Raw genomic sequence first — 20,202 nt, 5'->3', positions numbered from 1 at the left:
GTTTTTTTATTCTATATTACTTATACTCTTCCATAATATGCCATACAAGGGTGAATTATGAGCGTCTTGATTAAATTCGAAAACTTGGCTAAACAAGCCATATTCTCCAGTAACAAAGATAACATTCTCCAATCGATCGGCCTGCTTGAGACATTTAAGGCTAAAAACAATCAAAAAATAAGAGCGGCCTTATCCAATAGTTCTGAACAATTTGCTGATATGTCCAGAGTGGTTAAATAGTAAAAGGATTTATCATTAAGAAATTAGCTTTAGTTGGTTCAGGTATTAAATCTATATCCCATTTTACAACTGAATTTAAGACGTATACTACCAGTGCAGATAAAGTTTTATACTTAGTTAACGAACCTGTTACCAAACAATGGATAGAGCGCTATTCTAAATTGTCAGAATCTCTTGAGCCGATATATTTTTCTGAAATTGATCGGCAGAATTCCTATGACAAAATAAGAGATAAAATTCTTACTGACTTGGGAACTTATAATTTCATCACTGTAGTACTTTATGGACATCCTACAATTTTCGCAGACCCAGGTTTACAAGCTATAATTGCAGCTCAAAAAAATTCGATTGAAACAATTATTTTACCTGGTATTTCTGTTGAAAATTGCCTCTATGCAGATCTTAAAATCGATCCTGGGCAATTCGGGTGTTTCCATGTAGAGGCAACCGAATTATTAGTGTATGACAAAATCATTGATCCGCCACAATCGCTCGATAAATATATTATCTAAATAACGTCCTCGCCCATCCATGCTGATAGAAATGTGGTGAGATTTTAGCGTATTTATCCAATCTTTTGAGGTAAATTGAGAACCCTGATCCGTGTTAAAGATCTCACAACGCGAATGCAGCAAAGCGTTTCTAAGCGCCTCAATACAAAATTCAGCCTCCATAGTAGGTGAAATAGCCCATCCAATCACATAACGACTATACCAGTCCATAATAGCTACTAAATACACATGCTTTCCTTTCATGCGGATGTAGGTGATATCTGCGGCCCAAACCTGATTTGGTTTGGTGATATCCACCTCTTTTAATAAATAAGGGAACACCTCATGCTCCTTATTGGGAACGCTTGTATTTGGCTTTGGGTAAACAGTCGATAACCCCATCATTTCCATCAACTTTTTTACTCGACGTTTACCAACAGGATAGCCTACTTCTTTTGACAGCCATCTTGCCCGCTTAATTTTACCTTCACATGGATACTGCAGATAGTGCTCATCAAGTAGCGCCATAAGCGCTTCATCTTCGACAGAAATGGGCTTGGCACTATAATAATAACTTGAAACAGGCAAGTCTAATAGCAAGCATTGTTCACGAATGGTGAGCTCGGCAAGAGGATCAATCATGACGCGCTTTTCATCCAGACTAAAGTTCATGCTTTTTTTTTAGCCAAGATAGCTGCGCTTGAAGTCGACCAATTTCTTGATATAATGCCTCAACAAGCTGCTCTTGGGACTTGGCTTCTTTTTCATTAGCCCCAGAGAATAAATCGTTAATGGCTTTGATGGCCGATTGCTTCCAAGTTTTTACCTGCGTTGCGTGAACACCGTATTCACTGGTAATTTGCGCTTGTGTGAGTTTCCCCTCAATCGCAGCTAGCGTTATTTTTGCCTTCTTGGCCGCCGTATAATAAGCTCGCTTTTTAGACATTTTATTCTCCTCTTTGTATTAAGAAGAATAGCTCTTAAAAAACCTTTTTTTGTGTCCAGAAAACCGCGCCTATATTACATTAGCCCTTAAATTATAATTGTTATTATTTTACACAATTCAGGGGGTGTCATTTTTGAGTTTTAAATTTTTTTACAAAAAGTTAACAATTTGAGGTATCAATAATCAATCGAGTCTGACCCAATTGATTTTCTTTGCATAATTAAATCCTGATCCCGCTATCAAATTGGATAATAATAGAGTAGTTGATTTGATTAATCATATTACTGAATTGCAGAGAAATAATTTTTTTAATTAACCTAAGTTTTTTCTTAAATAAATTCTGTCATGCCCTAATAAATAGTCTTCAAGTCGTCCAATTACGGAAAAACCTTGTTTTTTATAAAAATCAACGGCCTGGAACTCATAGGTATCAACAAAGATTTTTTTTACATTTTTAATGGTTGCTTGATTAAATAGTTCATTGAGTAATCGAGAGCCTACTCCTTGTTCTCTGTAATTCTCCTCAACCCATAATATGTCGATGTAAAATGCATCACTATGTTCCCAAATAGTAGCACCACCTATGATCTCATTTTTATTATTTTGAGCGAAAATACTAAATGGACTGGCTTTTTCATGGAGGTATTTAGCATTAAAATCTAATATTCCATTTCTTATGCGAGCATTGTTTTCATCACTAGGACTATTATCAACCAATATATTAACTGTGCTCATTCTGTATGCCTCTAGTGTTCTTTATAGAATTTGACAAATTATATCGTAAATAAATTGTAACAAGTTGATATGGGTCCGCATGTCTGGAACAAAATTAAGGAAAAATAAGAGCTATTCATCCATCATTTATAGTTAAAAATTCACTCAAATTAACCTATTTAAACCTACTCAATACCGTATGAATAGTGATTGCTACTACGAATTGTCTTAGGTCATTTTACCACAACTCTATCAGAATGACTTATCCACAAGTCCACAGGTCAGGAGAGCTTCACTTTCTCGTATAGGCCTGTGGGCCTTGTGGGTAAGTCATGACGCTCTCATTTAGGGTTTATGGTCTTTTCCGGCCATAATACACCTCTGCGGGCGTTAAATAATTAAAGGACTGGTGAAGCCTTCGGTTATTATAATACTCAAAATACTCCGTTAAGGCCAGCTCAACCTCTTCAATTGTATCAAAATCATACCGGTAGATTTTTTCTTGCTTAACACTACGCCACAATCGCTCGATAAATATATTATCTAAATAACGTCCTCGCCCATCCATGCTGATAGAAATGTGGTGAGATTTTAGCGTATTTATCCAATCTTTTGAGGTAAATTGAGAACCCTGATCCGTGTTAAAGATCTCACAACGCGAATGCAGCAAAGCGTTTCTAAGCGCCTCAATACAAAATTCAGCCTCCATAGTAGGTGAAATAGCCCATCCAATCACATAACGACTATACCAGTCCATAATAGCTACTAAATACACATGCTTTCCTTTCATGCGGATGTAGGTGATATCTGCGGCCCAAACCTGATTTGGTTTGGTGATATCCACCTCTTTTAATAAATAAGGGAACACCTCATGCTCCTTATTGGGAACGCTTGTATTTGGCTTTGGGTAAACAGTCGATAACCCCATCATTTCCATCAACTTTTTTACTCGACGTTTACCAACAGGATAGCCTACTTCTTTTGACAGCCATCTTGCCCGCTTAATTTTACCTTCACATGGATACTGCAGATAGTGCTCATCAAGTAGCGCCATAAGCGCTTCATCTTCGACAGAAATGGGCTTGGCACTATAATAATAACTTGAAACAGGCAAGTCTAATAGCAAGCATTGTTCACGAATGGTGAGCTCGGCAAGAGGATCAATCATGACGCGCTTTTCATCCAGACTAAAGTTCATGCTTTTTTTTTAGCCAAGATAGCTGCGCTTGAAGTCGACCAATTTCTTGATATAATGCCTCAACAAGCTGCTCTTGGGACTTGGCTTCTTTTTCATTAGCCCCAGAGAATAAATCGTTAATGGCTTTGATGGCCGATTGCTTCCAAGTTTTTACCTGCGTTGCGTGAACACCGTATTCACTGGTAATTTGCGCTTGTGTGAGTTTCCCCTCAATCGCAGCTAGCGTTATTTTTGCCTTCTTGGCCGCCGTATAATAAGCTCGCTTTTTAGACATTTTATTCTCCTCTTTGTATTAAGAAGAATAGCTCTTAAAAAACCTTTTTTTGTGTCCAGAAAACCGCGCCTATATTAAGTGGGGTTGTTCAAAATCAGTCTCACTAAAATATTATATAATAAACTAATGGCACCTAGCGAATAAAATCACTATGAAAAATAAAGAAGAAATTGACGAGAGAATGATTAAAGGAGGAATTCCGGGTGTATCTATTGCATATTTTAAACCAGGAGAGCCTATTAGACCGGAGGTAATAGGAAAAACCGATGTATACTTTGAAACTCCAGTAGCCAAAGTAGAGCCAGATACAAAATTTGGAGCTGCATCCCTGAGTAAGGCTGTATTTTCCTATTTAGTACTTAAAATGATATCTGATAAAAAATTTACCAAGCCATTTACTTTAGACACCCCAATTTCAGAAATTCTACCAATACAAGATTTCTATAAAAATAATTTAGGTAAGGAAGTTAGTAAAGATTTTATTGAAGAAGCAAATAAAATAACTCCTCGTATGGTTTTATCTCACAGTTCAGGCATACCTATTAATGGCGCACCAAGACTGGAGTTTCCACCAGGAACAGCCTATTCTTATGGGAATACGGCCTTATATTATTTGCAAAAGGCCATCGAAAAAGATCAAAACATGTCACTTGAAAAGCTTGCTAAGACAGATATTTTTCAACCTTTGAATATGACACATAGCAGCTTTGTAGCTCCAGGAAGTACTGAGGATAAATCCCATGCAGCAAATACCCTACATACTACGCCAAGTGATTATGCTCTTTTAACTTCAGCCTGGATGCAAGTATGCGGTCTGATAAAAATGTCTGAAAATCCGACAAATGAAAATCAAAAAGACTCAATAACCTCACGATATATTCTTACTGAAACGGGCTTTTTTTACTACAATAAGTTAGATAATACTCTGCACCAGATCAAATTAGATCAGTCCAAACTAGAGGAACTACAGCATAGATTCGCTGAAGTAACTGAAGATAAACCAATTAATAGTCTATCAGATGAGCAACTTGCTGGGGTAACTTCTGTTACAGAGCATACTCATAAAAATGAAACATTGCATGAAGCTTTTAAGCCTCAAATATCTTTGATGACAGATCAATGGGCTAAAGATTTGAAGGTATCAGATAAAGACAGACAACACCTCGCATGGGGATTAGGTTTTGGATTGCAATTAGATGAGCAGGGTAAGGTCACCACAGCTTTCCATAGTGGTGACATGAACCAGTGGCGCGGGTGGGTTGCAATGGATATGGAAACCAAATCTTCTGTTGTTTTACTTGCTAATGGTAACGAGGAGCTTAATAAGTCTCCCCACGGATTTGGACATGTTCTTGCTGAATTAATTGTGGGTCCAGTAGTGAAATTAGAACATGCCTTTAATTGGTTTTTTCAAAAATTTGGTCTTGCTAAAAATGTAGAGCCTGGATGGAAAGAAGGCGAGGAAGAACGTACTGCTGTTATTGGTAAATATGTAGCGTCTCGGCTTTCTGCGCTTAATTCATCTGTTGAACTGAAAAAAACGCGGGTCATGGAGCCAACAAGAAAAGATAATCTTTCCGATTTAGGTAATGAATTAGAAGATAGAGCGATGACTTTAGAGCATAAGCACAGCACAGAAACTAATAAAGTAGCTCCAACAGGGCAAGAAATAACTCAAAGATTTAAAAGCCGTATTTTAGAAGGAATACGTCCTGTTGATCCAGTGGCAACTGAAAGCCAACAAGGAAAAGAGCATAGTTCACCATCTCCCTTTCAAACTACACTCAAACCAAAACTTCCAGGTGAAGATAGATATGAAGATCAGAAATTCTTGCGTAAAAAATAAAATACTGAATCTTTGAGGAATCCATGCCTTTCAAATTCAATCTTAAAACCAAGTTTTTGATAAAAACCAAGTGCTTCCCAATCAAAAGTATTGACGGTGGCAAAAGTACAGCCGTTTTCTTTACCATGTTGAAGAGCTGCTTCTATAATTGCTGCTCCCCAAAGCCAAAAGACCCGCTTGGAATAAAGATTAAGTCATACTGTTTCGAAATCTTAAGATCTTCCATGAATCCATGCCAACATGATGATTAATAAATTCTTTTAAAACCCAAATCCTTTACCTTTTGTTGGGTTGCCTTAATAAGCAATGGGGCTATCCCTTGCTTTTGATAGGCAGGGGATACAACAAGTGGACCTAGCCAAGGTGTTAAGTCTGGTCGTATTCCATCATTTTCTCTTAAACTACACATGCCTACTGGCTTCTCCCCATCAGTTGCCACAAAAGTTATAGGTAATTGAGTGTCATTTAAATGGGCGTCATATTTTTGAATGACTTGCTCAATAGGAGCATCAGGTACCCATATTTTACCAAGAACTTCATGCCAAATTGTGGCAAGTCTGGGAATTGAGTCTTGGTGATTTTTAAGGAGATCAATTGTTATCATTTTTTATCCGAAATCATCATTGTTGCTATTTATAATTATTACTCTGAATGCTTAAGTAAACCTTGAGTTTGGTTTTCTTCTTCAAAAAATTTCACAAAGAATGTTTTTGAAAGCTGGGGATTAATTTTATTTATTCGGGTAAATTCGGCTGTGAACCCGCATTTTTTATAAAACTCTGGTGCTTGAAAAGCACTGGTCACAAGATTGATGTTATTAAATCCTTGTCCTTTAAAATGATCTTCAAGAGCCTGTAATAATTTTCTTCCATACCCTCTACCGTGATAGGCACTATCCACCCAAATATCATCAACATAGATTTCGGCAAAGGCAGTGAAGGCATTGATCACGCCACAAACAATATTATTTTCTTTTGATAGTATTACTGAAAAGCGTTTGTAATTCACATCGATTCCATGCCTTGTTTCATAAGCGATGAACCCATCCGTCATGCGCTTGTCAAGCTCATCACTTAAGCTATCAACAAAGGAAATTTTTAAACTGCTGTCATCATCAGTGTTGTTAATTGATGAGTGGCTGTGGGTATCAAAGCTTAAAATATAACGTTCTAGTTGATGTGAGTCCTTTTTAATTGCTTTGATTTCTTCGGTATAGTTACTTGCTGTAAAAGTAGAAATGGCTTTACGCCAAAACTCTAAGGCGGGTTTATTCTCAGGAATTACCGATATCTCCCAAATCCCTGGGTGTGTTTTCCATAGTTCATGAACAACTCCTTGCCCAATACCTTTCCCTTGGTATTTTGCAAGGATAAAAAATTCTCCCATATTCCAATCAATGTTGGTTTGCGTTCCTGCTTTATTGAGCAGAATAAAGCCTGCTAGTTCATCCCTCACTTTGATGAGAAATGCTTCTCTTGGGTTTATAAAATAAGATGTTAAATCATCTGGAGTAAATTCTGGATTTACTGGACACTCCCAACCCTTGTTTAATCCGCAATAACGCCCCATGTCATAGACATAAAAAGGCCACATACGTTGGATAATGGGATAATCATCACGAGTTGCTTTAATTATTTTGAGTTGGAATTCAGTGTCTTTAATAGTCATTAGTTTTTCCTTTCACATGTTCCAGCATTCGTCTTGCGAGCGTTGCTAAAACAGGATTTGAATTCTTATAATACGGCAACATAATAAGTGCTATTGATAGAGCCCAGCCTCTACCTCTTTCCCATGTATCTGCATCAATATGTTGTAGATTTTCCCTAAAGATTCTTCTTGAATGTGAGTTCAGTAAACTCCAAGCGATAACCAGATCACAAGCAGGATCACCTATTCCTAAATCGGAAAAATCAATCACCGCACTAAGTCGATTGTTTTGAACTAAAATATTTCCGGGTAAAAAGTCTCCATGAACCCATACAGGCTCCTTATTCCAATAGGGGATATTCGATAGTTGATTCCATAAAGAAGTTAAGGATTGAACATCAATCTCGCCTTCAAGTTCTCCTATGGCTTTCTTCGTCTCTTCGTCGAGTTCTTTTGCTTTTAGGGGGATTCCGCGGCGGGAAGAAGGGCCATTTGCTAGTTTTATTTCGTGTAGCTCGTTTAAAAACAAAGCCAAGTCTTTAGCAAGAGGTTCATATTCCTTATCTTCTTCAAAATTTGGGTTATGTCCCTCATTCCATTTGGTCACTGTCCAAAACCAAGGATAGAACTCTTCAGAATTACCTTTGAACACAGGTTCAGAGACCGATATTTTCAGAAGTTTAGCAATTTTTGGAATCCACTCATATTCTTTATTAATACTTTTATTGATACTTCCTGGAGCCCATTCGATTCGAGGAAGACGAACAACGTAGTCACTACCTAAACGAAATAATGCATTGTCTGTTCCACTTGATAATATAGTTTTTATAGGCAGATTGGCCCAATGAGGGCACTGATTTTTAAGAAGTTTGTGGACTGGGTATTCCTGCCCATCGTGATCAGTCATTATCGCCCTACCGTGATCAGTGATTATCGCTTGATCGTGATCACCGATTATCGCCTGATCGTGATCACTTTTCCCAAAAAACAGGAATAGGTGATCACGATGCCACCACTCCATATGGGGCGTGGCTTTTGCAAGCATTAGCACCGGTTATACTAGTTAGTTTAATCGGAGAGTAAAAATGTCAGCAAAAGGAACATCTATGCGTAAATTGATTCAGATACTGCGTCTTCATTTTGAGTTAAAATTAAGCAGGCGCCAAATAGCAAACAGTCTTAGTGTATCGGTTGGTGTGGTTATCAAATACATCAATCGAGCCCTGGATAAAAATCTTTCATGGCCTCTTCCTGAGGGGATGGACGAGCCAGCTTTACTTGAAATTTTAAAGCCGAAAGCCGCTCATGCCAGCCTAAACAAGGCGCTAGACTTAATAGATTTCGCAAAAACTCACCAAGAATTAAGCCGAAAAGGCGTCACATTACAGTTGCTTTGGGATGAACATCAATCAGAACAAGAAGGCGCTTTAAGCTATTCTCGTTATTGTTACCACTATCGTGCTTATAAGCAAAGCCTAAAACGCTCGTTGCGTCAGACACATAAGGCGGGAGATAAGGTTTTTATTGATTACAGCGGTGTTACGTTCAGTATTATTGATCCTGAAACAAATGACATCAGGGCTGCTGAAATTTTCGTAGGTGTTTTGGGTGCCTCTAAGTATACGTTTGCTGAAGCCACATGGTCTCAGCAACTTCCTGACTTTTTGGGTTCTCAACGCCGGATGTTTGAGTTTTTTGGCGGTGTTCCAGCACTTGTTGTGCCAGATAATCTCCGTTCAGCCATCAGTAAATCATGTCGATATGAGCCTGATACGAATCCAACATACGCACACTTCATTGAGCATTATGGCACAGCTGTACTTCCAGCAAGGCCTTATCGTCCTCAAGACAAAGCATCTGTTGAATCAGGTGTTCAAGTTGCTCAACGTTGGATATTAGCCCGATTACGACATCAAACCTTTGTGGGTCTTAATGAACTCAATGCAGAGATTGCACGGCTATTAACCATAATGAACCAAAAACCATTTCAAAAACTACCTGGATGTCGCGAGTCAGTCTTCATGGAAATGGACAAACCTGTATTAAAACCGTTACCAGCAGATGCCTATTATTACAGGCAGTACAAAGCGTCTCGCGCAGGTATTGATTACCATGTTGTGCTTCAAGGGCATTATTACAGCGTGCCTCATAGGTACTGCGGCCAGCTCATTGATTTATGGTTTAACCAGCATACGGTTGAATGTTATTTTGAAGGAGAGCGCATAGCGATGCATCTGTATTCAAGCATACCAGGTAAACAATCCACGATTTCTCATCACATGCCCAAGAGGCACCGCATACACACCGAGCAATCAAAAGAGAGATATTTACGGTGGGCGAGCGAGATAGGTGCTTGCACACACATGGTCGTAAAAAGAATATTTGATGAAAAACCTCACCCCGAACAGGCTTACCGTTCCTGCCTTGGTATTTTGAAACTAGCGAAACGCTATGGAGAAATCCGTTTAGAGCAAGCCTGCTCCTATGGTGTACACCAGGGGGCATACAGCCGTAAAAGCGTGTTATCCATTCTAGAAAATAACCTTGACCAAGGAGCAAAAATTCATGCATCACGTGACGTGAACCTACATGGATTAACGCATGACAACATTAGGGGCTCTCAGTATTACCACTGAGTCTGTATCAACAATTTTTAATTAAAAAACAAGGAAAAAAATGAACAATGAATCCGTATTAGAACAAATGAGACAACTAAAAATGACGGGCATGCAGGAGGGCTTTCGTGAACAACAAAGCCAACCCAAACACGCCGACTTAAGCTTTGAAGAGAGGTTAAGTCTCTTGTTGGACCGCGAAATACTACGCAGAGACAATAATCGTGTGCAGAGTTTACAGCGGCGAGCAAAACTCAGGCAATCTGCAGCCATTGAAGATGTTTGTTATAAAAATAAGAGGGGTTTGGAAAAGGCAAAAGTGATGGCTCTTGCTAAATGTGACTTTGTTCGTCACCATCAAAATTTACTTATAACCGGACCTACCGGCTGCGGGAAAACATATCTTTCATGCGCTATCGGAAACCAAGCTTGCCGTCTAGGTTATAAAGTTCGCTATTTATTGTTAACGCGATTTTTAGAAGAAATGAGCATCTCACATGCCGATGGAAGCTATGCCAAGTTAATGACGCAATTACACAAGGATGATGTACTGATTCTTGATGACTTTGGATTAACAGCAATCAATGCAGCACAACGCCACGACTTGTTTAATCTTATTGAAGATCGGTATCAGCTAAAATCGACCATTATTACAAGCCAGTTTCCTGTGGCTAAATGGCATGAGTATTTAGGTGAGCCAACCATCGCCGATGCCATACTCGATCGCATCTCTGAAAATGCACATCGAATAGAACTCAACGGAGAGTCCATGAGAAAAAAAGAAATTGCTTCATCGTGATCACTTTGTAATAATCTCACCGCTTGTAAAAACAGCGCAGTAATAGGTGATCACGCTAGGCGATAATCGGTGATCACGTTCGCAGGAATACCCATGGACAAGACCTTCGTCTATTTCAAGCTCATTTTCATGCATTTTTGCCATTATTTTCTGTCTCTATGTAATATGGTTTTTAACTAGCACTTTACCAATAGGGATATCTTGCGGGAAACTTAAGCTATGTTCAGGATCGTTAAAGGGCATTTCAATATATCCTTGGCGCACATAAAATTTTTTCGCTTCGGGAGAAGACTCCATTTGCAATACAACAATGCCTTGTTGATATAACCAACGTTCACAAAGATTTAGAAATGCTCCGCCTATTCCCTGATTCCTCGAATGTTCTTCAATCACCATGATACGAAGCGCGGCTCTTTGCTCTGGCCAAAATTGAATATGAGCATAACCCTTAATCAGGGTTCCTTTATAAAGAATAAAGTGGACATGATCTTCGTGCTCAAAAGTCCAGGTATATGGATCTGATACAGGTACTTTATCAAAAAAATAGTGTTGACGAAAATGACGCACTGCTTCCCATTCACGAGGTGTTAATGATTTCACTATTCGAAGTCCAAAACACCCCGCTTTATTATCAATGTCTGCAATAAATGCCTCTTTGCCTAGACAATAAGCCATGATGTCATTGGGATGATTTGTAGCCAACTCTTGCTTCAGTGCCGCATAAGCATCCAGGTCAGTGGGATGGGATCTCATCCACTCACGAAATTTTAAGTGTCTTTCAATTTCAGGACTGCCTTCTTCAAATGCATGAGCATGATGGGTTCTAAATTCAGCCCCTTTCTGAAAGTATCGCCTAAATGCAATTCCATACTCACCCTTTGCTTCATAACCCAGTAGCTGCATAGCATTGTTAGAGTTATCGATTTTCATGATGTCACGAACTACTGGAATCATGTCAATCACCGGTTTCGCTGCTAGGCCTGGCACAGAAGTAGATCCAATGTGATGAATGCCAATGCAATTTTCTCCAAGAGCTTCTTTGATACGACTTGCTTCCATACTGTATAAATTGGGCCACTCTGGATTATAGGGAACAACTTCAATTATTCTTTGAGTACTCATAACGCATTATCCAGTTGTTTGATGAAAAAATTAATAAGTGCACGAATATCATTACACTGATTTGAATGTGGGCCATAGGAACACCGCGCGAGACAATCAAGTAGGGATGAAAGATTAAGTAGGTTGATACTAATGTGAAAGTCCGTTGGAAGAGCATAACCTTCCTGTAACCCTTTTAAAAATGATTCCTCAAATTGAACAGGCATTCGATGTGCATAACGGAGCATGTTGGCTACATCCCAAAGGGGAGAGCCTGAAAAAGAAAATTCCCAATCTAAAATCCCTGTAATTTCCCATTGCCCATTTTTTATATCAACTAGAATATTAGCGGGATCAAAGTCTCCATGAACTAAGTGATTATCATGATCATCTGGAATATATAATTTAAAGTGATCGATATGTAGCTTTATCTTTGTAATGACTTCGTTGCCTAAGGCTTGAATCACTAATGTATGATTTAAACTCTCTTGATCATATTGCAGCAAGGAATCTTTGGTTGTTATTTCAGCTACCATCAATTCTTTATTGAAAAAACCAGCAGAGTCAAAGCGGTTAGTTTGAATGATAGATAGTATCTGTCCTACAGAAAACATAATCGAGTTCAGGTCGTAGGATTGATTACCCAGTAACAGATCACGGAGAGTAATTCCGTGGATGTATTCAGTGATTGCAAAGCGATAAACTTCATAATCCCCAATAAAATAGACTTGTGGTATTGGAATGGTTTTTTTTAAAAGAAGGCCGAAATTTTTTTCACGGTATGCGGCCCCTTTGTCCCGCAAATAAACGCGCAAAATATAAGGAGTGTTATCTGCTTCCAAGTTGATTTGGATGTTTAAATTGGCGCAGCCACCAGAAATTATCTTATAAGAATACATCTTTTTATTAGGGAAGGCCATCTTTACCATAGACTCAATGGTCTTAACTGGCAGCTGAATTTGCTTGTCTACTTTTTCCCAGTTTGCTTTAAATGTCATGGTTAATTCACAATTTTGGGGGGGTAGTGGATTATGTCATGAACGCTTGAGGTTTTTGATGTGATATTACGATATCCATGAGCTTGATTCGCATTAAATCGAAGTCCTTCTCCTTTAGATAATGATTTCCAGACACCATCAACTAAAACTTCAATTGTACCATCAACCACAACGACATGCTCAATAACACCATGTTTATGTGGTGGAGATAAATGTTCGCAGCCTGGCAATAATTCAATAACAAATAGTTCAAAGTTAAGCTCATTATCAAACGGAAACAATGGCATCACCCGAATTTTCTCATCAGTAGGATGTATCTGTTGCACATGTCCAGCCCGATAAATGGGCTCATTAAAATTAGTGCTAATATCTGCGATAAAGGAAGAAAAAGAGGTTTGAAATCCACTGGCAATTTTCCATAAGGTTGCAATAGTGGGGCTTGACTCTTGTCGTTCAATTTGCCCTAACATGGCTTTACTAACGCCAGTTTCTTGTGCTGCCTTATCTAAACTCCATCCGCGCTCACGACGTAATTTCTTTAAAGTCAATGAGATATGATTGTATATATCGTTCACAATGCACCTTGATTTAAAAAAAGATTGTGCGTTATGGCGCACAATGTTATCATGCCCTATTATGCGTTATAACGCACAAATTGTGAAGCAATTTTATAGAGGTGATTTATGGCTGATGACCAATTTAAAAAAAAATTAGTGGCTGTTCTTAACAAAAGTATTGAACCAGGTAAATTAATGAATGCCTTAGCCCATATGTGTATAGGCTTAGGTTCTGTTATAGGCAAAGAAGAATTACGCCTAACAGATTATAAAGATGCTGATGATGGTTCACATCCATTCATTTCAGAATTACCGTTTATTATTTTGTCAGAAAATTCGAACAAAATTAGAAAATTACGCAATGAAGCTAGAGCAAATCATATTATTTTTAATGATTTCACCGATACGATGACCATTGGCACTTACAAAGAACAGTTAGCCAGAACAGTACAAGTGAAAGATGAGGATCTTATTTATTATGGCATTGTATTGTATGGTGACTGGCAAAAAGTAACCGAGTTAACTAGAAAATTTTCTCTATGGCGATAATTTTTCTGAGGGAATGAAATGAATGAATTTAAAAATTTGAGAAAAAGTGCGAAGGCTGTACAAGATGCTTTATCAAAAAAAGGGTTAGCCTTTAAAGTGATTGAACTTTCTTCCAGCACACGCACTGCAAACGATGCAGCTGCAACTTTAGGATGTGATGTGGCGCAAATTGTTAAGTCATTACTGTTTCGTTCAAAAAAAACGAATCAACCCATTTTAATTCTAGCTAGTGGCATCAATCGTGTTAATGAAAAAACAATTGAACATCAGGTTGGTGAAAAGATTATTAAGGCTGATGCGGACTTTACTCGAGAAATTACAGGATTTGCAATTGGCGGGGTGCCGCCTATTGGGCATAAAATAAAAATTACTACTATTTTTATTGATGAAGAGCTAATGAAATATGAGACATTATGGGCTGACGTGGTCAACTAAAACGTTACACTCCAGTTAAGCAACTTTCATTAAAAAATCACTCTGTTTTTCAAATTGATTTGGGCTTAAATATCCCAAATAAGAATGTAATCTGTGGCTGTTATAAAACATGGTGATGTAATTCAAAATGTCCTGTTGAGCCTCCCATCGGTTTTGATAATTTCGCCATTGAACTCGTTCTTGTTTCAAACTGCCAAAGAAGCTTTCAATAACACTATTATCCCAGCAATCACCTTTTTTACTCATACTGCCAATATAGCCTTTACTCTTTAATAAATTGCGGTATTGGTGGCTCGCATATTGAACCCCTCTGTCTGAATGAACAATAAGTCCTGATGAAGGTTTCCGCTGCCAAATAGCCATATTCAGAGCATCACAGACCAATGTTGCTTTCATTCTGGAACTCATACTCCAACCAACTACTTTTCTTGAAAATAAATCCATAACTACCGCTAAATAAAGCCAGCCTTCTTGAGTCCAGATATAGGTAATATCTGATACATAGGATTTATTAGGTTCTTTAACATGAAATTGCCTATTTAAGACGTTTTCATAAACCGGCTGTTTATGGTTACTATTTGTAGTTACTTTGTATTTCTTTCGATAACGAACAAAAACTTTAGCTTCTCTCATTAAACTTTGAGTTCGTCTTCGACCTACTGGATAACCTAATGCATTTAAAGCATTCTTCATCCGGCGGCTTCCATAACAATACTGGCTTGTCTCTGCGATGTTCTTTACCCAGTCAATAAGCTCCTGATGCTCAGGATCGTCCGGTTTATTTCTTTGACGTTTCTGATAACTGTAATATCCATGTCGTGTAATGCCCAGTAGTTGACACATTAAATCAACAGGCCAGGTCTTCTTATTTTGGGCGACAAACGAATATTTTATTTCGTTTCTTGAGCAAAGAAGACCGCCGCCTTTTTTAAGATTTCCTTTTCCATTTTCAGGCGTTTATTTTCCTCTTGTAAACGACGGATTTCTAATTGCTCGGCGGTTAACTTGCCATTTCCTCGAAATGCTTGTCCATCTTGCTCTTTATGTTCTTTTATCCATCGGCTTAGTAGGGCTTGAGCGTATCCGTTCGGTGAAATACACCTAGAGGAATAAGTGAAAATTGAAGAAGATCGCTACACCATAACTATTGGAGTAGACGATGACAAAAAGAGATGAGTACTGGAGTGACATGGTTAAATCCTATGAGGAAAGTGGTTTAGCACCAGGATTATTTTGCCGTAATAAAGGAATATCAGACTCCAGGCTCAGATTTTATCGCAATAAATTCAAGAAAGAGTCTAAAGCAGTTACCCCAGCCAAAGAGGCTTTATTTGAGCCACTTATTATTACTCCATTACCTTCTGCTAAGGCAGTGTTTAAATTAGTTATTGAACTCCCTAATAAAATACGCTGTGAACTTGATGCAGCTGACCATCAACACCGACTGATATTATTAAGGGAGTTGATGACCTTATGTTAATTCCAGATGATGTTCAAGTGCATTTATATTGTGGAATAACTGATATGCGCAAATCCATTAATACTCTAGCCATTCTGGTGCATGAAGTTTTTGGAATGGAGCTTAGTGCAGGTCATTTATTTTTGTTTCGTAGCAGAGGAGGAGATAAGTTAAAAGCACTGTACTATGAAGAGCAGAGTTTTACCTTATGGTACCGCAGATTAGAGAAAGGGAAATTCATTTTCCCCCGCAATACCCAAGGTCATATTGAGCTGACAAAAGAGCACTTAAAATGGCTCATGGCCAGCAATAAATTCACCTTTCATCAAGGAGGAAACCCGGTGATTTACCGTGATTTTCATTGAAAAACACTGAAGAAATCATGGTGGTTATGGTATAATATCACCATTAAAACAAGCACTAAACCAGCCATGATTTCCTCAAAAGACCAATCACTTTTAATGCCTTTGCAGGAAGAAATTAATCAATTAAAAAAAGAAGCTCTGGAATGGAAGCAAAAGTATTTTAATATGCTAGAGCAATTCAAACTGGCTCAACAGCGTAAATACTCTCCCTCATCTGAACACAATATTCTGCAAGGCGAGTTGCAATTTGATGAAGCAGAAAGCATAGAGGTCACAGAGCTGCCGCAAGAAGATAATACAATTACGGTCACCTATACTCGCAAAAAACCAGTACGACGCCCATTACCTCCAGAGTTACCCCGTGAAACCATTGAGCATGACATTGCAGAAGAAGAAAAACTGTGTGCTTGCGGCTGTATGAAGCAACGTATTGGCGAAGAGGTCACGGAACAGCTAGAGTTTGTTCCTGCAAAGCTGACGGTCATTGCCCATGTGCGACCCAAATATGCATGTAATCGTTGTGATGAAGGGGTAAGCATTGCCCCTATGCCGCAATTATTCCTTCCTAAAAGCATTGCCACACCAAGCCTTGTAGCTCATGCCATTATTAGTAAATACCAAGACCACCTCCCTTTATACCGTCAAGAGCACATCTGGAAACGAATGGGCATTGAGATGGCTCGCAATACAGTATGTGGATGGATAATGGCAGCATCTGAGGTATGTAGCCCAATGAGGAACGCTCTAATCAAAGAGCTGGTTGCATCAAACTACCTTCAGGCCGATGAAACACCACTTCAGGTGATGGATGAGCCTAATCGAAAAAATACATCCAAGAGCTATATGTGGGTATACCAGAATCACAAACCGGATAAAAAAATCATTGTGTTTGATTATCGTGAAACCCGACAAGCCCAATGGCCTAAAGAACTACTTAAAGAGTTTAAAGGCTATTTACAAACAGATGGGTATGTTGGTTATGACTGGGTTGATGACCATCCTGATATTATTCATTTGGGATGTTTTGCACATGCCAGACGTCCTTTTGCTGAGCTTGTCAAACTGGCTAAAACCACAGGTAAATCACATCAGGCCGTGGCGTATATTCAAAAGCTCTATGCCATTGAAAAAATTGCTCGGGATGGGAACTATACGGCAGAACAACGCTATCAGATAAGGCTCGAACAATCAAAACCCATTCTTGACGCTTTAAAGACTTGGCTTGACCAATCCTTAAAAAATGCGGTACCCAAATCAAAGCTGGGTGATGCCTTAGTTTACATGTCTCAGCGATGGAAGGAGCTTACTGCTTATTTGCTTGATGGGATGCTCGAGATTGATAATAATGCCATTGAAAACATCATTAGGCCTTTTGCTCTGGGCAGAAAAAACTGGCTCATGTCTGGAAGCCCTAGAGGGGCTCATGCTGGGGCATTATTCTATAGCCTTATTGCAACAGCTAAGTCCAATGGCCTTAATCCTTTTGATTACCTCAAAGTCCTCTTCGAAAAAATCCGCTTCTGTAAAACCGCAGAAGACTTCACGAATCTTCTTCCTTTTAATCTCAAGATGAATTAACCCCTTCTTCTAATGCAACCCGTAGTTCACCGAACGGATACGCTTGAGCAATCCCTAAGTTAGTTGCTGCTTCTGTTACCCCATATCCTTGCTCTAATACAAGGCTAATTGCATCAAGTTTAAATTCTTTTGGGTATTTCTTTCTTATAGTCACTACTTTCTCCAGTTCAGTACATTATCTCTTAACTGGGGTGGTCTAATATAGGCGCGGTTTTCTGGACACAAAAAAAGGTTTTTTAAGAGCTATTCTTCTTAATACAAAGAGGAGAATAAAATGTCTAAAAAGCGAGCTTATTATACGGCGGCCAAGAAGGCAAAAATAACGCTAGCTGCGATTGAGGGGAAACTCACACAAGCGCAAATTACCAGTGAATACGGTGTTCACGCAACGCAGGTAAAAACTTGGAAGCAATCGGCCATCAAAGCCATTAACGATTTATTCTCTGGGGCTAATGAAAAAGAAGCCAAGTCCCAAGAGCAGCTTGTTGAGGCATTATATCAAGAAATTGGTCGACTTCAAGCGCAGCTATCTTGGCTAAAAAAAAAGCATGAACTTTAGTCTGGATGAAAAGCGCGTCATGATTGATCCTCTTGCCGAGCTCACCATTCGTGAACAATGCTTGCTATTAGACTTGCCTGTTTCAAGTTATTATTATAGTGCCAAGCCCATTTCTGTCGAAGATGAAGCGCTTATGGCGCTACTTGATGAGCACTATCTGCAGTATCCATGTGAAGGTAAAATTAAGCGGGCAAGATGGCTGTCAAAAGAAGTAGGCTATCCTGTTGGTAAACGTCGAGTAAAAAAGTTGATGGAAATGATGGGGTTATCGACTGTTTACCCAAAGCCAAATACAAGCGTTCCCAATAAGGAGCATGAGGTGTTCCCTTATTTATTAAAAGAGGTGGATATCACCAAACCAAATCAGGTTTGGGCCGCAGATATCACCTACATCCGCATGAAAGGAAAGCATGTGTATTTAGTAGCTATTATGGACTGGTATAGTCGTTATGTGATTGGATGGGCTATTTCACCTACTATGGAGGCTGAATTTTGTATTGAGGCGCTTAGAAACGCTTTGCTGCATTCGCGTTGTGAGATCTTTAACACGGATCAGGGTTCTCAATTTACCTCAAAAGATTGGATAAATACGCTAAAATCTCACCACATTTCTATCAGCATGGATGGGCGAGGACGTTATTTAGATAATATATTTATCGAGCGATTGTGGCGTAGTGTTAAGCAAGAAAAAATCTACCGGTATGATTTTGATACAATTGAAGAGGTTGAGCTGGCCTTAACGGAGTATTTTGAGTATTATAATAACCGAAGGCTTCACCAGTCCTTTAATTATTTAACGCCCGCAGAGGTGTATTATGGCCGGAAAAGACCATAAACCCTAAATGAGAGCGTCATGACTTACCCACAAGGCCCACAGGCCTATACGAGAAAGTGAAGCTCTCCTGACCTGTGGACTTGTGGATAAGTCATTCTGATAGAGTTGTGGTAAAATGACCTAAGACAATTCGTAGTAGCAATCACTATTCATACGGTATTGAGTAGGTTTAAATAGGTTAATTTGAGTGAATTTTTAACTATAAATGATGGATGAATAGCTCTTATTTTTCCTTAATTTTGTTCCAGACATGCGGACCCATATCAGTCAGATCCATTGAACCACATCAATGAGTTAAGAGATATCAGCATATTATTAATTGATTTTGTGTTAATACTTGCACAACTGAAACAAAAAGAGTTGGACGTAATACTTACACCACGAGATAACAAACGACGATACCTCAATTATATGTTTCATTACGGTTCAATGGGGACAGGTGCAGTAGTGGGCACAGCTGTGGGTGGTCCTTTACTTGGATTAGGGCTTTTATTTTCTGGTGGTCTCGCCAGTAATGTTGCCAGAAGCCAGACTGGAATGAATGATATATCACCTAAGTCAGGATGGATTTTGGTAGGGTTGTTAAAAAATATAGTTGAAGTATTTAAGGGTACTGTTGATTATCTGGGAGATAAATGTGATTTTCAACTACTGACTTTTGAAGATTACAAATGGTTAACCGATAATGAGTTAGATGAAAGCAAAATTAGCTCTAAAACTATTTACATACATTCCACTCAATCTTCAATTGAATGCTTGTATAAAGATAAGAAGGGTGTCATTAAGAAACATTTACTCAATGATTTTTTGAATGAAAGTGAATTGCTTGAAATGCGAGAACAAAAAGAATTTGGAATGCGCCATAAACTTGCAATTATTACCGCTATTTATAAAGGCATTTGTTCCCCAGCTTTTAGCGAAATAAATCAAAATCAACTTGAAACGGTTAATACAATTTAACATTTATCTTTCAATATAGTTTGTTGAATTTTTTCA

At 38.6% G+C, this 20,202-nt stretch carries 22 protein-coding genes and 3 pseudogenes; 12 read left to right on the top strand and 13 right to left on the bottom strand.

What is annotated here, in order from left to right; all coding sequences use genetic code 11:
• The first annotated feature begins 236 nt into the window (after window positions 1–236).
• Window positions 237–752, top strand: a complete 516-nt coding sequence (locus tag HRS36_RS13750; protein ID WP_338033752.1) for an SAM-dependent methyltransferase — start codon at window positions 237–239, stop codon at window positions 750–752.
• Here the strand turns inward: HRS36_RS13750 and HRS36_RS13745 are convergent.
• The 5 genes from HRS36_RS13745 to HRS36_RS13725 all read right to left on the bottom strand — a co-directional run bounded on the left by HRS36_RS13745 (window position 696) and on the right by HRS36_RS13725 (window position 3,863).
• On the bottom strand, window positions 696–1,403 hold the full coding sequence (locus tag HRS36_RS13745) for an IS3 family transposase (protein ID WP_173237739.1): 708 nt from the start codon (window positions 1,401–1,403) through the stop codon (window positions 696–698). The two genes, HRS36_RS13750 and HRS36_RS13745, sit on opposite strands and share 57 nt — an antisense overlap.
• Complete coding sequence (locus HRS36_RS13740) at window positions 1,393–1,677, bottom strand: transposase (protein ID WP_173235475.1); 285 nt, start codon at window positions 1,675–1,677, stop codon at window positions 1,393–1,395. Before HRS36_RS13740 ends, HRS36_RS13745 begins: the two co-directional genes overlap by 11 nt.
• A gap of 312 nt (window positions 1,678–1,989) precedes the next feature.
• Window positions 1,990–2,412: a GNAT family N-acetyltransferase gene (locus HRS36_RS13735; RefSeq protein WP_173237738.1), complete on the bottom strand. Its 423-nt coding sequence runs from the start codon at window positions 2,410–2,412 to the stop codon at window positions 1,990–1,992.
• A 331-nt stretch (window positions 2,413–2,743) separates the two neighbouring features.
• The gene (locus HRS36_RS13730) at window positions 2,744–3,589 is read right to left on the bottom strand and encodes an IS3 family transposase (RefSeq protein ID WP_173235473.1); all 846 of its coding nucleotides are present in this window, start codon (window positions 3,587–3,589) and stop codon (window positions 2,744–2,746) included.
• A complete protein-coding gene (locus HRS36_RS13725; RefSeq protein ID WP_173235475.1) occupies window positions 3,579–3,863 on the bottom strand; it encodes a transposase in 285 nt (94 codons plus the stop codon). The genes HRS36_RS13730 and HRS36_RS13725 overlap by 11 nt, the downstream gene beginning before the upstream one ends.
• A gap of 151 nt (window positions 3,864–4,014) precedes the next feature.
• On the opposite strand from HRS36_RS13725, the gene HRS36_RS13720 reads away from it, so the two are divergent.
• Complete coding sequence (locus tag HRS36_RS13720; RefSeq protein WP_173237737.1) at window positions 4,015–5,709, top strand: serine hydrolase domain-containing protein; 1,695 nt, start codon at window positions 4,015–4,017, stop codon at window positions 5,707–5,709.
• A gap of 250 nt (window positions 5,710–5,959) precedes the next feature.
• Here the strand turns inward: HRS36_RS13720 and HRS36_RS13715 are convergent.
• The 3 genes and pseudogenes from HRS36_RS13715 to HRS36_RS13705 form a co-directional block, all read right to left on the bottom strand.
• Window positions 5,960–6,313, bottom strand: a pseudogene (locus HRS36_RS13715) (GNAT family N-acetyltransferase); the annotation flags it as partial.
• Window positions 6,314–6,351: 38 nt separating this feature from the next.
• Window positions 6,352–7,377, bottom strand: coding sequence for a GNAT family N-acetyltransferase (locus tag HRS36_RS13710; protein ID WP_173237735.1), 1,026 nt, complete (start codon window positions 7,375–7,377; stop codon window positions 6,352–6,354).
• Window positions 7,367–8,401 carry an aminoglycoside phosphotransferase family protein gene (locus tag HRS36_RS13705; RefSeq protein WP_173237734.1) on the bottom strand — a complete coding sequence of 345 codons (1,035 nt, stop codon included), beginning with the start codon at window positions 8,399–8,401 and terminating at the stop codon, window positions 7,367–7,369. Before HRS36_RS13705 ends, HRS36_RS13710 begins: the two co-directional genes overlap by 11 nt.
• A gap of 40 nt (window positions 8,402–8,441) precedes the next feature.
• Between HRS36_RS13705 and istA the strand changes: the two genes are divergently transcribed.
• Together istA and istB are read left to right on the top strand one after the other, a co-directional pair.
• Window positions 8,442–9,992: an IS21 family transposase gene (istA, locus tag HRS36_RS13700; protein ID WP_173236263.1), complete on the top strand. Its 1,551-nt coding sequence runs from the start codon at window positions 8,442–8,444 to the stop codon at window positions 9,990–9,992.
• Window positions 9,993–10,032: 40 nt separating this feature from the next.
• Window positions 10,033–10,770, top strand: coding sequence for an IS21-like element helper ATPase IstB (gene istB / locus HRS36_RS13695; protein ID WP_173236264.1), 738 nt, complete (start codon window positions 10,033–10,035; stop codon window positions 10,768–10,770).
• Window positions 10,771–10,926: 156 nt separating this feature from the next.
• Here the strand turns inward: istB and HRS36_RS13690 are convergent, their stop codons facing one another.
• Genes HRS36_RS13690 through HRS36_RS13680 form a run of 3 tightly spaced genes read right to left on the bottom strand, consistent with a single transcriptional unit; the run spans window position 10,927 to window position 13,444 of the window.
• Window positions 10,927–11,892, bottom strand: coding sequence for a bifunctional GrpB family protein/GNAT family N-acetyltransferase (locus tag HRS36_RS13690; RefSeq protein WP_173237733.1), 966 nt, complete (start codon window positions 11,890–11,892; stop codon window positions 10,927–10,929).
• On the bottom strand, window positions 11,889–12,869 hold the full coding sequence (locus HRS36_RS13685; protein ID WP_173237732.1) for an aminoglycoside phosphotransferase family protein: 981 nt from the start codon (window positions 12,867–12,869) through the stop codon (window positions 11,889–11,891). Before HRS36_RS13685 ends, HRS36_RS13690 begins: the two co-directional genes overlap by 4 nt.
• 2 nt (window positions 12,870–12,871) lie before the next feature.
• A complete protein-coding gene (locus HRS36_RS13680; protein WP_173237731.1) occupies window positions 12,872–13,444 on the bottom strand; it encodes a helix-turn-helix domain-containing protein in 573 nt (190 codons plus the stop codon).
• Window positions 13,445–13,552: 108 nt separating this feature from the next.
• Here HRS36_RS13680 and HRS36_RS13675 point away from each other — a divergent pair, with 108 nt between their 5' ends.
• Together HRS36_RS13675 and HRS36_RS13670 are read left to right on the top strand one after the other, a co-directional pair.
• Complete coding sequence (locus HRS36_RS13675) at window positions 13,553–13,975, top strand: DUF2000 domain-containing protein (protein ID WP_173237730.1); 423 nt, start codon at window positions 13,553–13,555, stop codon at window positions 13,973–13,975.
• A gap of 18 nt (window positions 13,976–13,993) precedes the next feature.
• On the top strand, window positions 13,994–14,410 hold the full coding sequence (locus HRS36_RS13670) for a YbaK/EbsC family protein (protein WP_173237729.1): 417 nt from the start codon (window positions 13,994–13,996) through the stop codon (window positions 14,408–14,410).
• Window positions 14,411–14,425: 15 nt separating this feature from the next.
• Here HRS36_RS13670 and HRS36_RS13665 read toward each other — a convergent pair.
• Window positions 14,426–15,495: pseudogene (locus HRS36_RS13665) on the bottom strand (IS3 family transposase); the annotation flags it as partial.
• 74 nt (window positions 15,496–15,569) lie between these two features.
• On the opposite strand from HRS36_RS13665, the gene tnpA reads away from it, so the two are divergent.
• The 3 genes from tnpA to tnpC all read left to right on the top strand — a co-directional run bounded on the left by tnpA (window position 15,570) and on the right by tnpC (window position 17,812).
• A complete protein-coding gene (gene tnpA, locus HRS36_RS13660) occupies window positions 15,570–15,890 on the top strand; it encodes an IS66 family insertion sequence element accessory protein TnpA (RefSeq protein ID WP_173236280.1) in 321 nt (106 codons plus the stop codon).
• Window positions 15,884–16,234: an IS66 family insertion sequence element accessory protein TnpB gene (tnpB, locus tag HRS36_RS13655; protein WP_173236281.1), complete on the top strand. Its 351-nt coding sequence runs from the start codon at window positions 15,884–15,886 to the stop codon at window positions 16,232–16,234. Before tnpA ends, tnpB begins: the two co-directional genes overlap by 7 nt.
• Window positions 16,235–16,300: 66 nt before the next feature.
• Window positions 16,301–17,812 carry an IS66 family transposase gene (tnpC, locus tag HRS36_RS13650; RefSeq protein ID WP_173236282.1) on the top strand — a complete coding sequence of 504 codons (1,512 nt, stop codon included), beginning with the start codon at window positions 16,301–16,303 and terminating at the stop codon, window positions 17,810–17,812.
• A gap of 46 nt (window positions 17,813–17,858) precedes the next feature.
• Here the strand turns inward: tnpC and HRS36_RS13645 are convergent.
• Window positions 17,859–17,966 (bottom strand): annotated as a pseudogene (locus tag HRS36_RS13645) (transposase); the annotation flags it as partial.
• A 120-nt stretch (window positions 17,967–18,086) separates the two neighbouring features.
• On the opposite strand from HRS36_RS13645, the gene HRS36_RS13640 reads away from it, so the two are divergent.
• The 3 genes from HRS36_RS13640 (at window position 18,087) to HRS36_RS13630 (ending at window position 20,166) form a co-directional block, all read left to right on the top strand.
• Complete coding sequence (locus HRS36_RS13640; protein ID WP_173235475.1) at window positions 18,087–18,371, top strand: transposase; 285 nt, start codon at window positions 18,087–18,089, stop codon at window positions 18,369–18,371.
• Entirely contained in the window at window positions 18,361–19,206 is an 846-nt protein-coding gene (locus HRS36_RS13635; RefSeq protein WP_173235473.1) for an IS3 family transposase, read from the top strand. The genes HRS36_RS13640 and HRS36_RS13635 overlap by 11 nt, the downstream gene beginning before the upstream one ends.
• A gap of 276 nt (window positions 19,207–19,482) precedes the next feature.
• Window positions 19,483–20,166, top strand: a complete 684-nt coding sequence (locus HRS36_RS13630) for a hypothetical protein (RefSeq protein WP_173237728.1) — start codon at window positions 19,483–19,485, stop codon at window positions 20,164–20,166.
• Window positions 20,167–20,202 lie beyond the last annotated feature (36 nt).

The sequence above is a fragment of the Legionella antarctica genome, assembly GCF_011764505.1.
Lineage (GTDB): Bacteria > Pseudomonadota > Gammaproteobacteria > Legionellales > Legionellaceae > Legionella > Legionella antarctica.
This window is presented reverse-complemented; position numbering and strand designations above follow the sequence as displayed.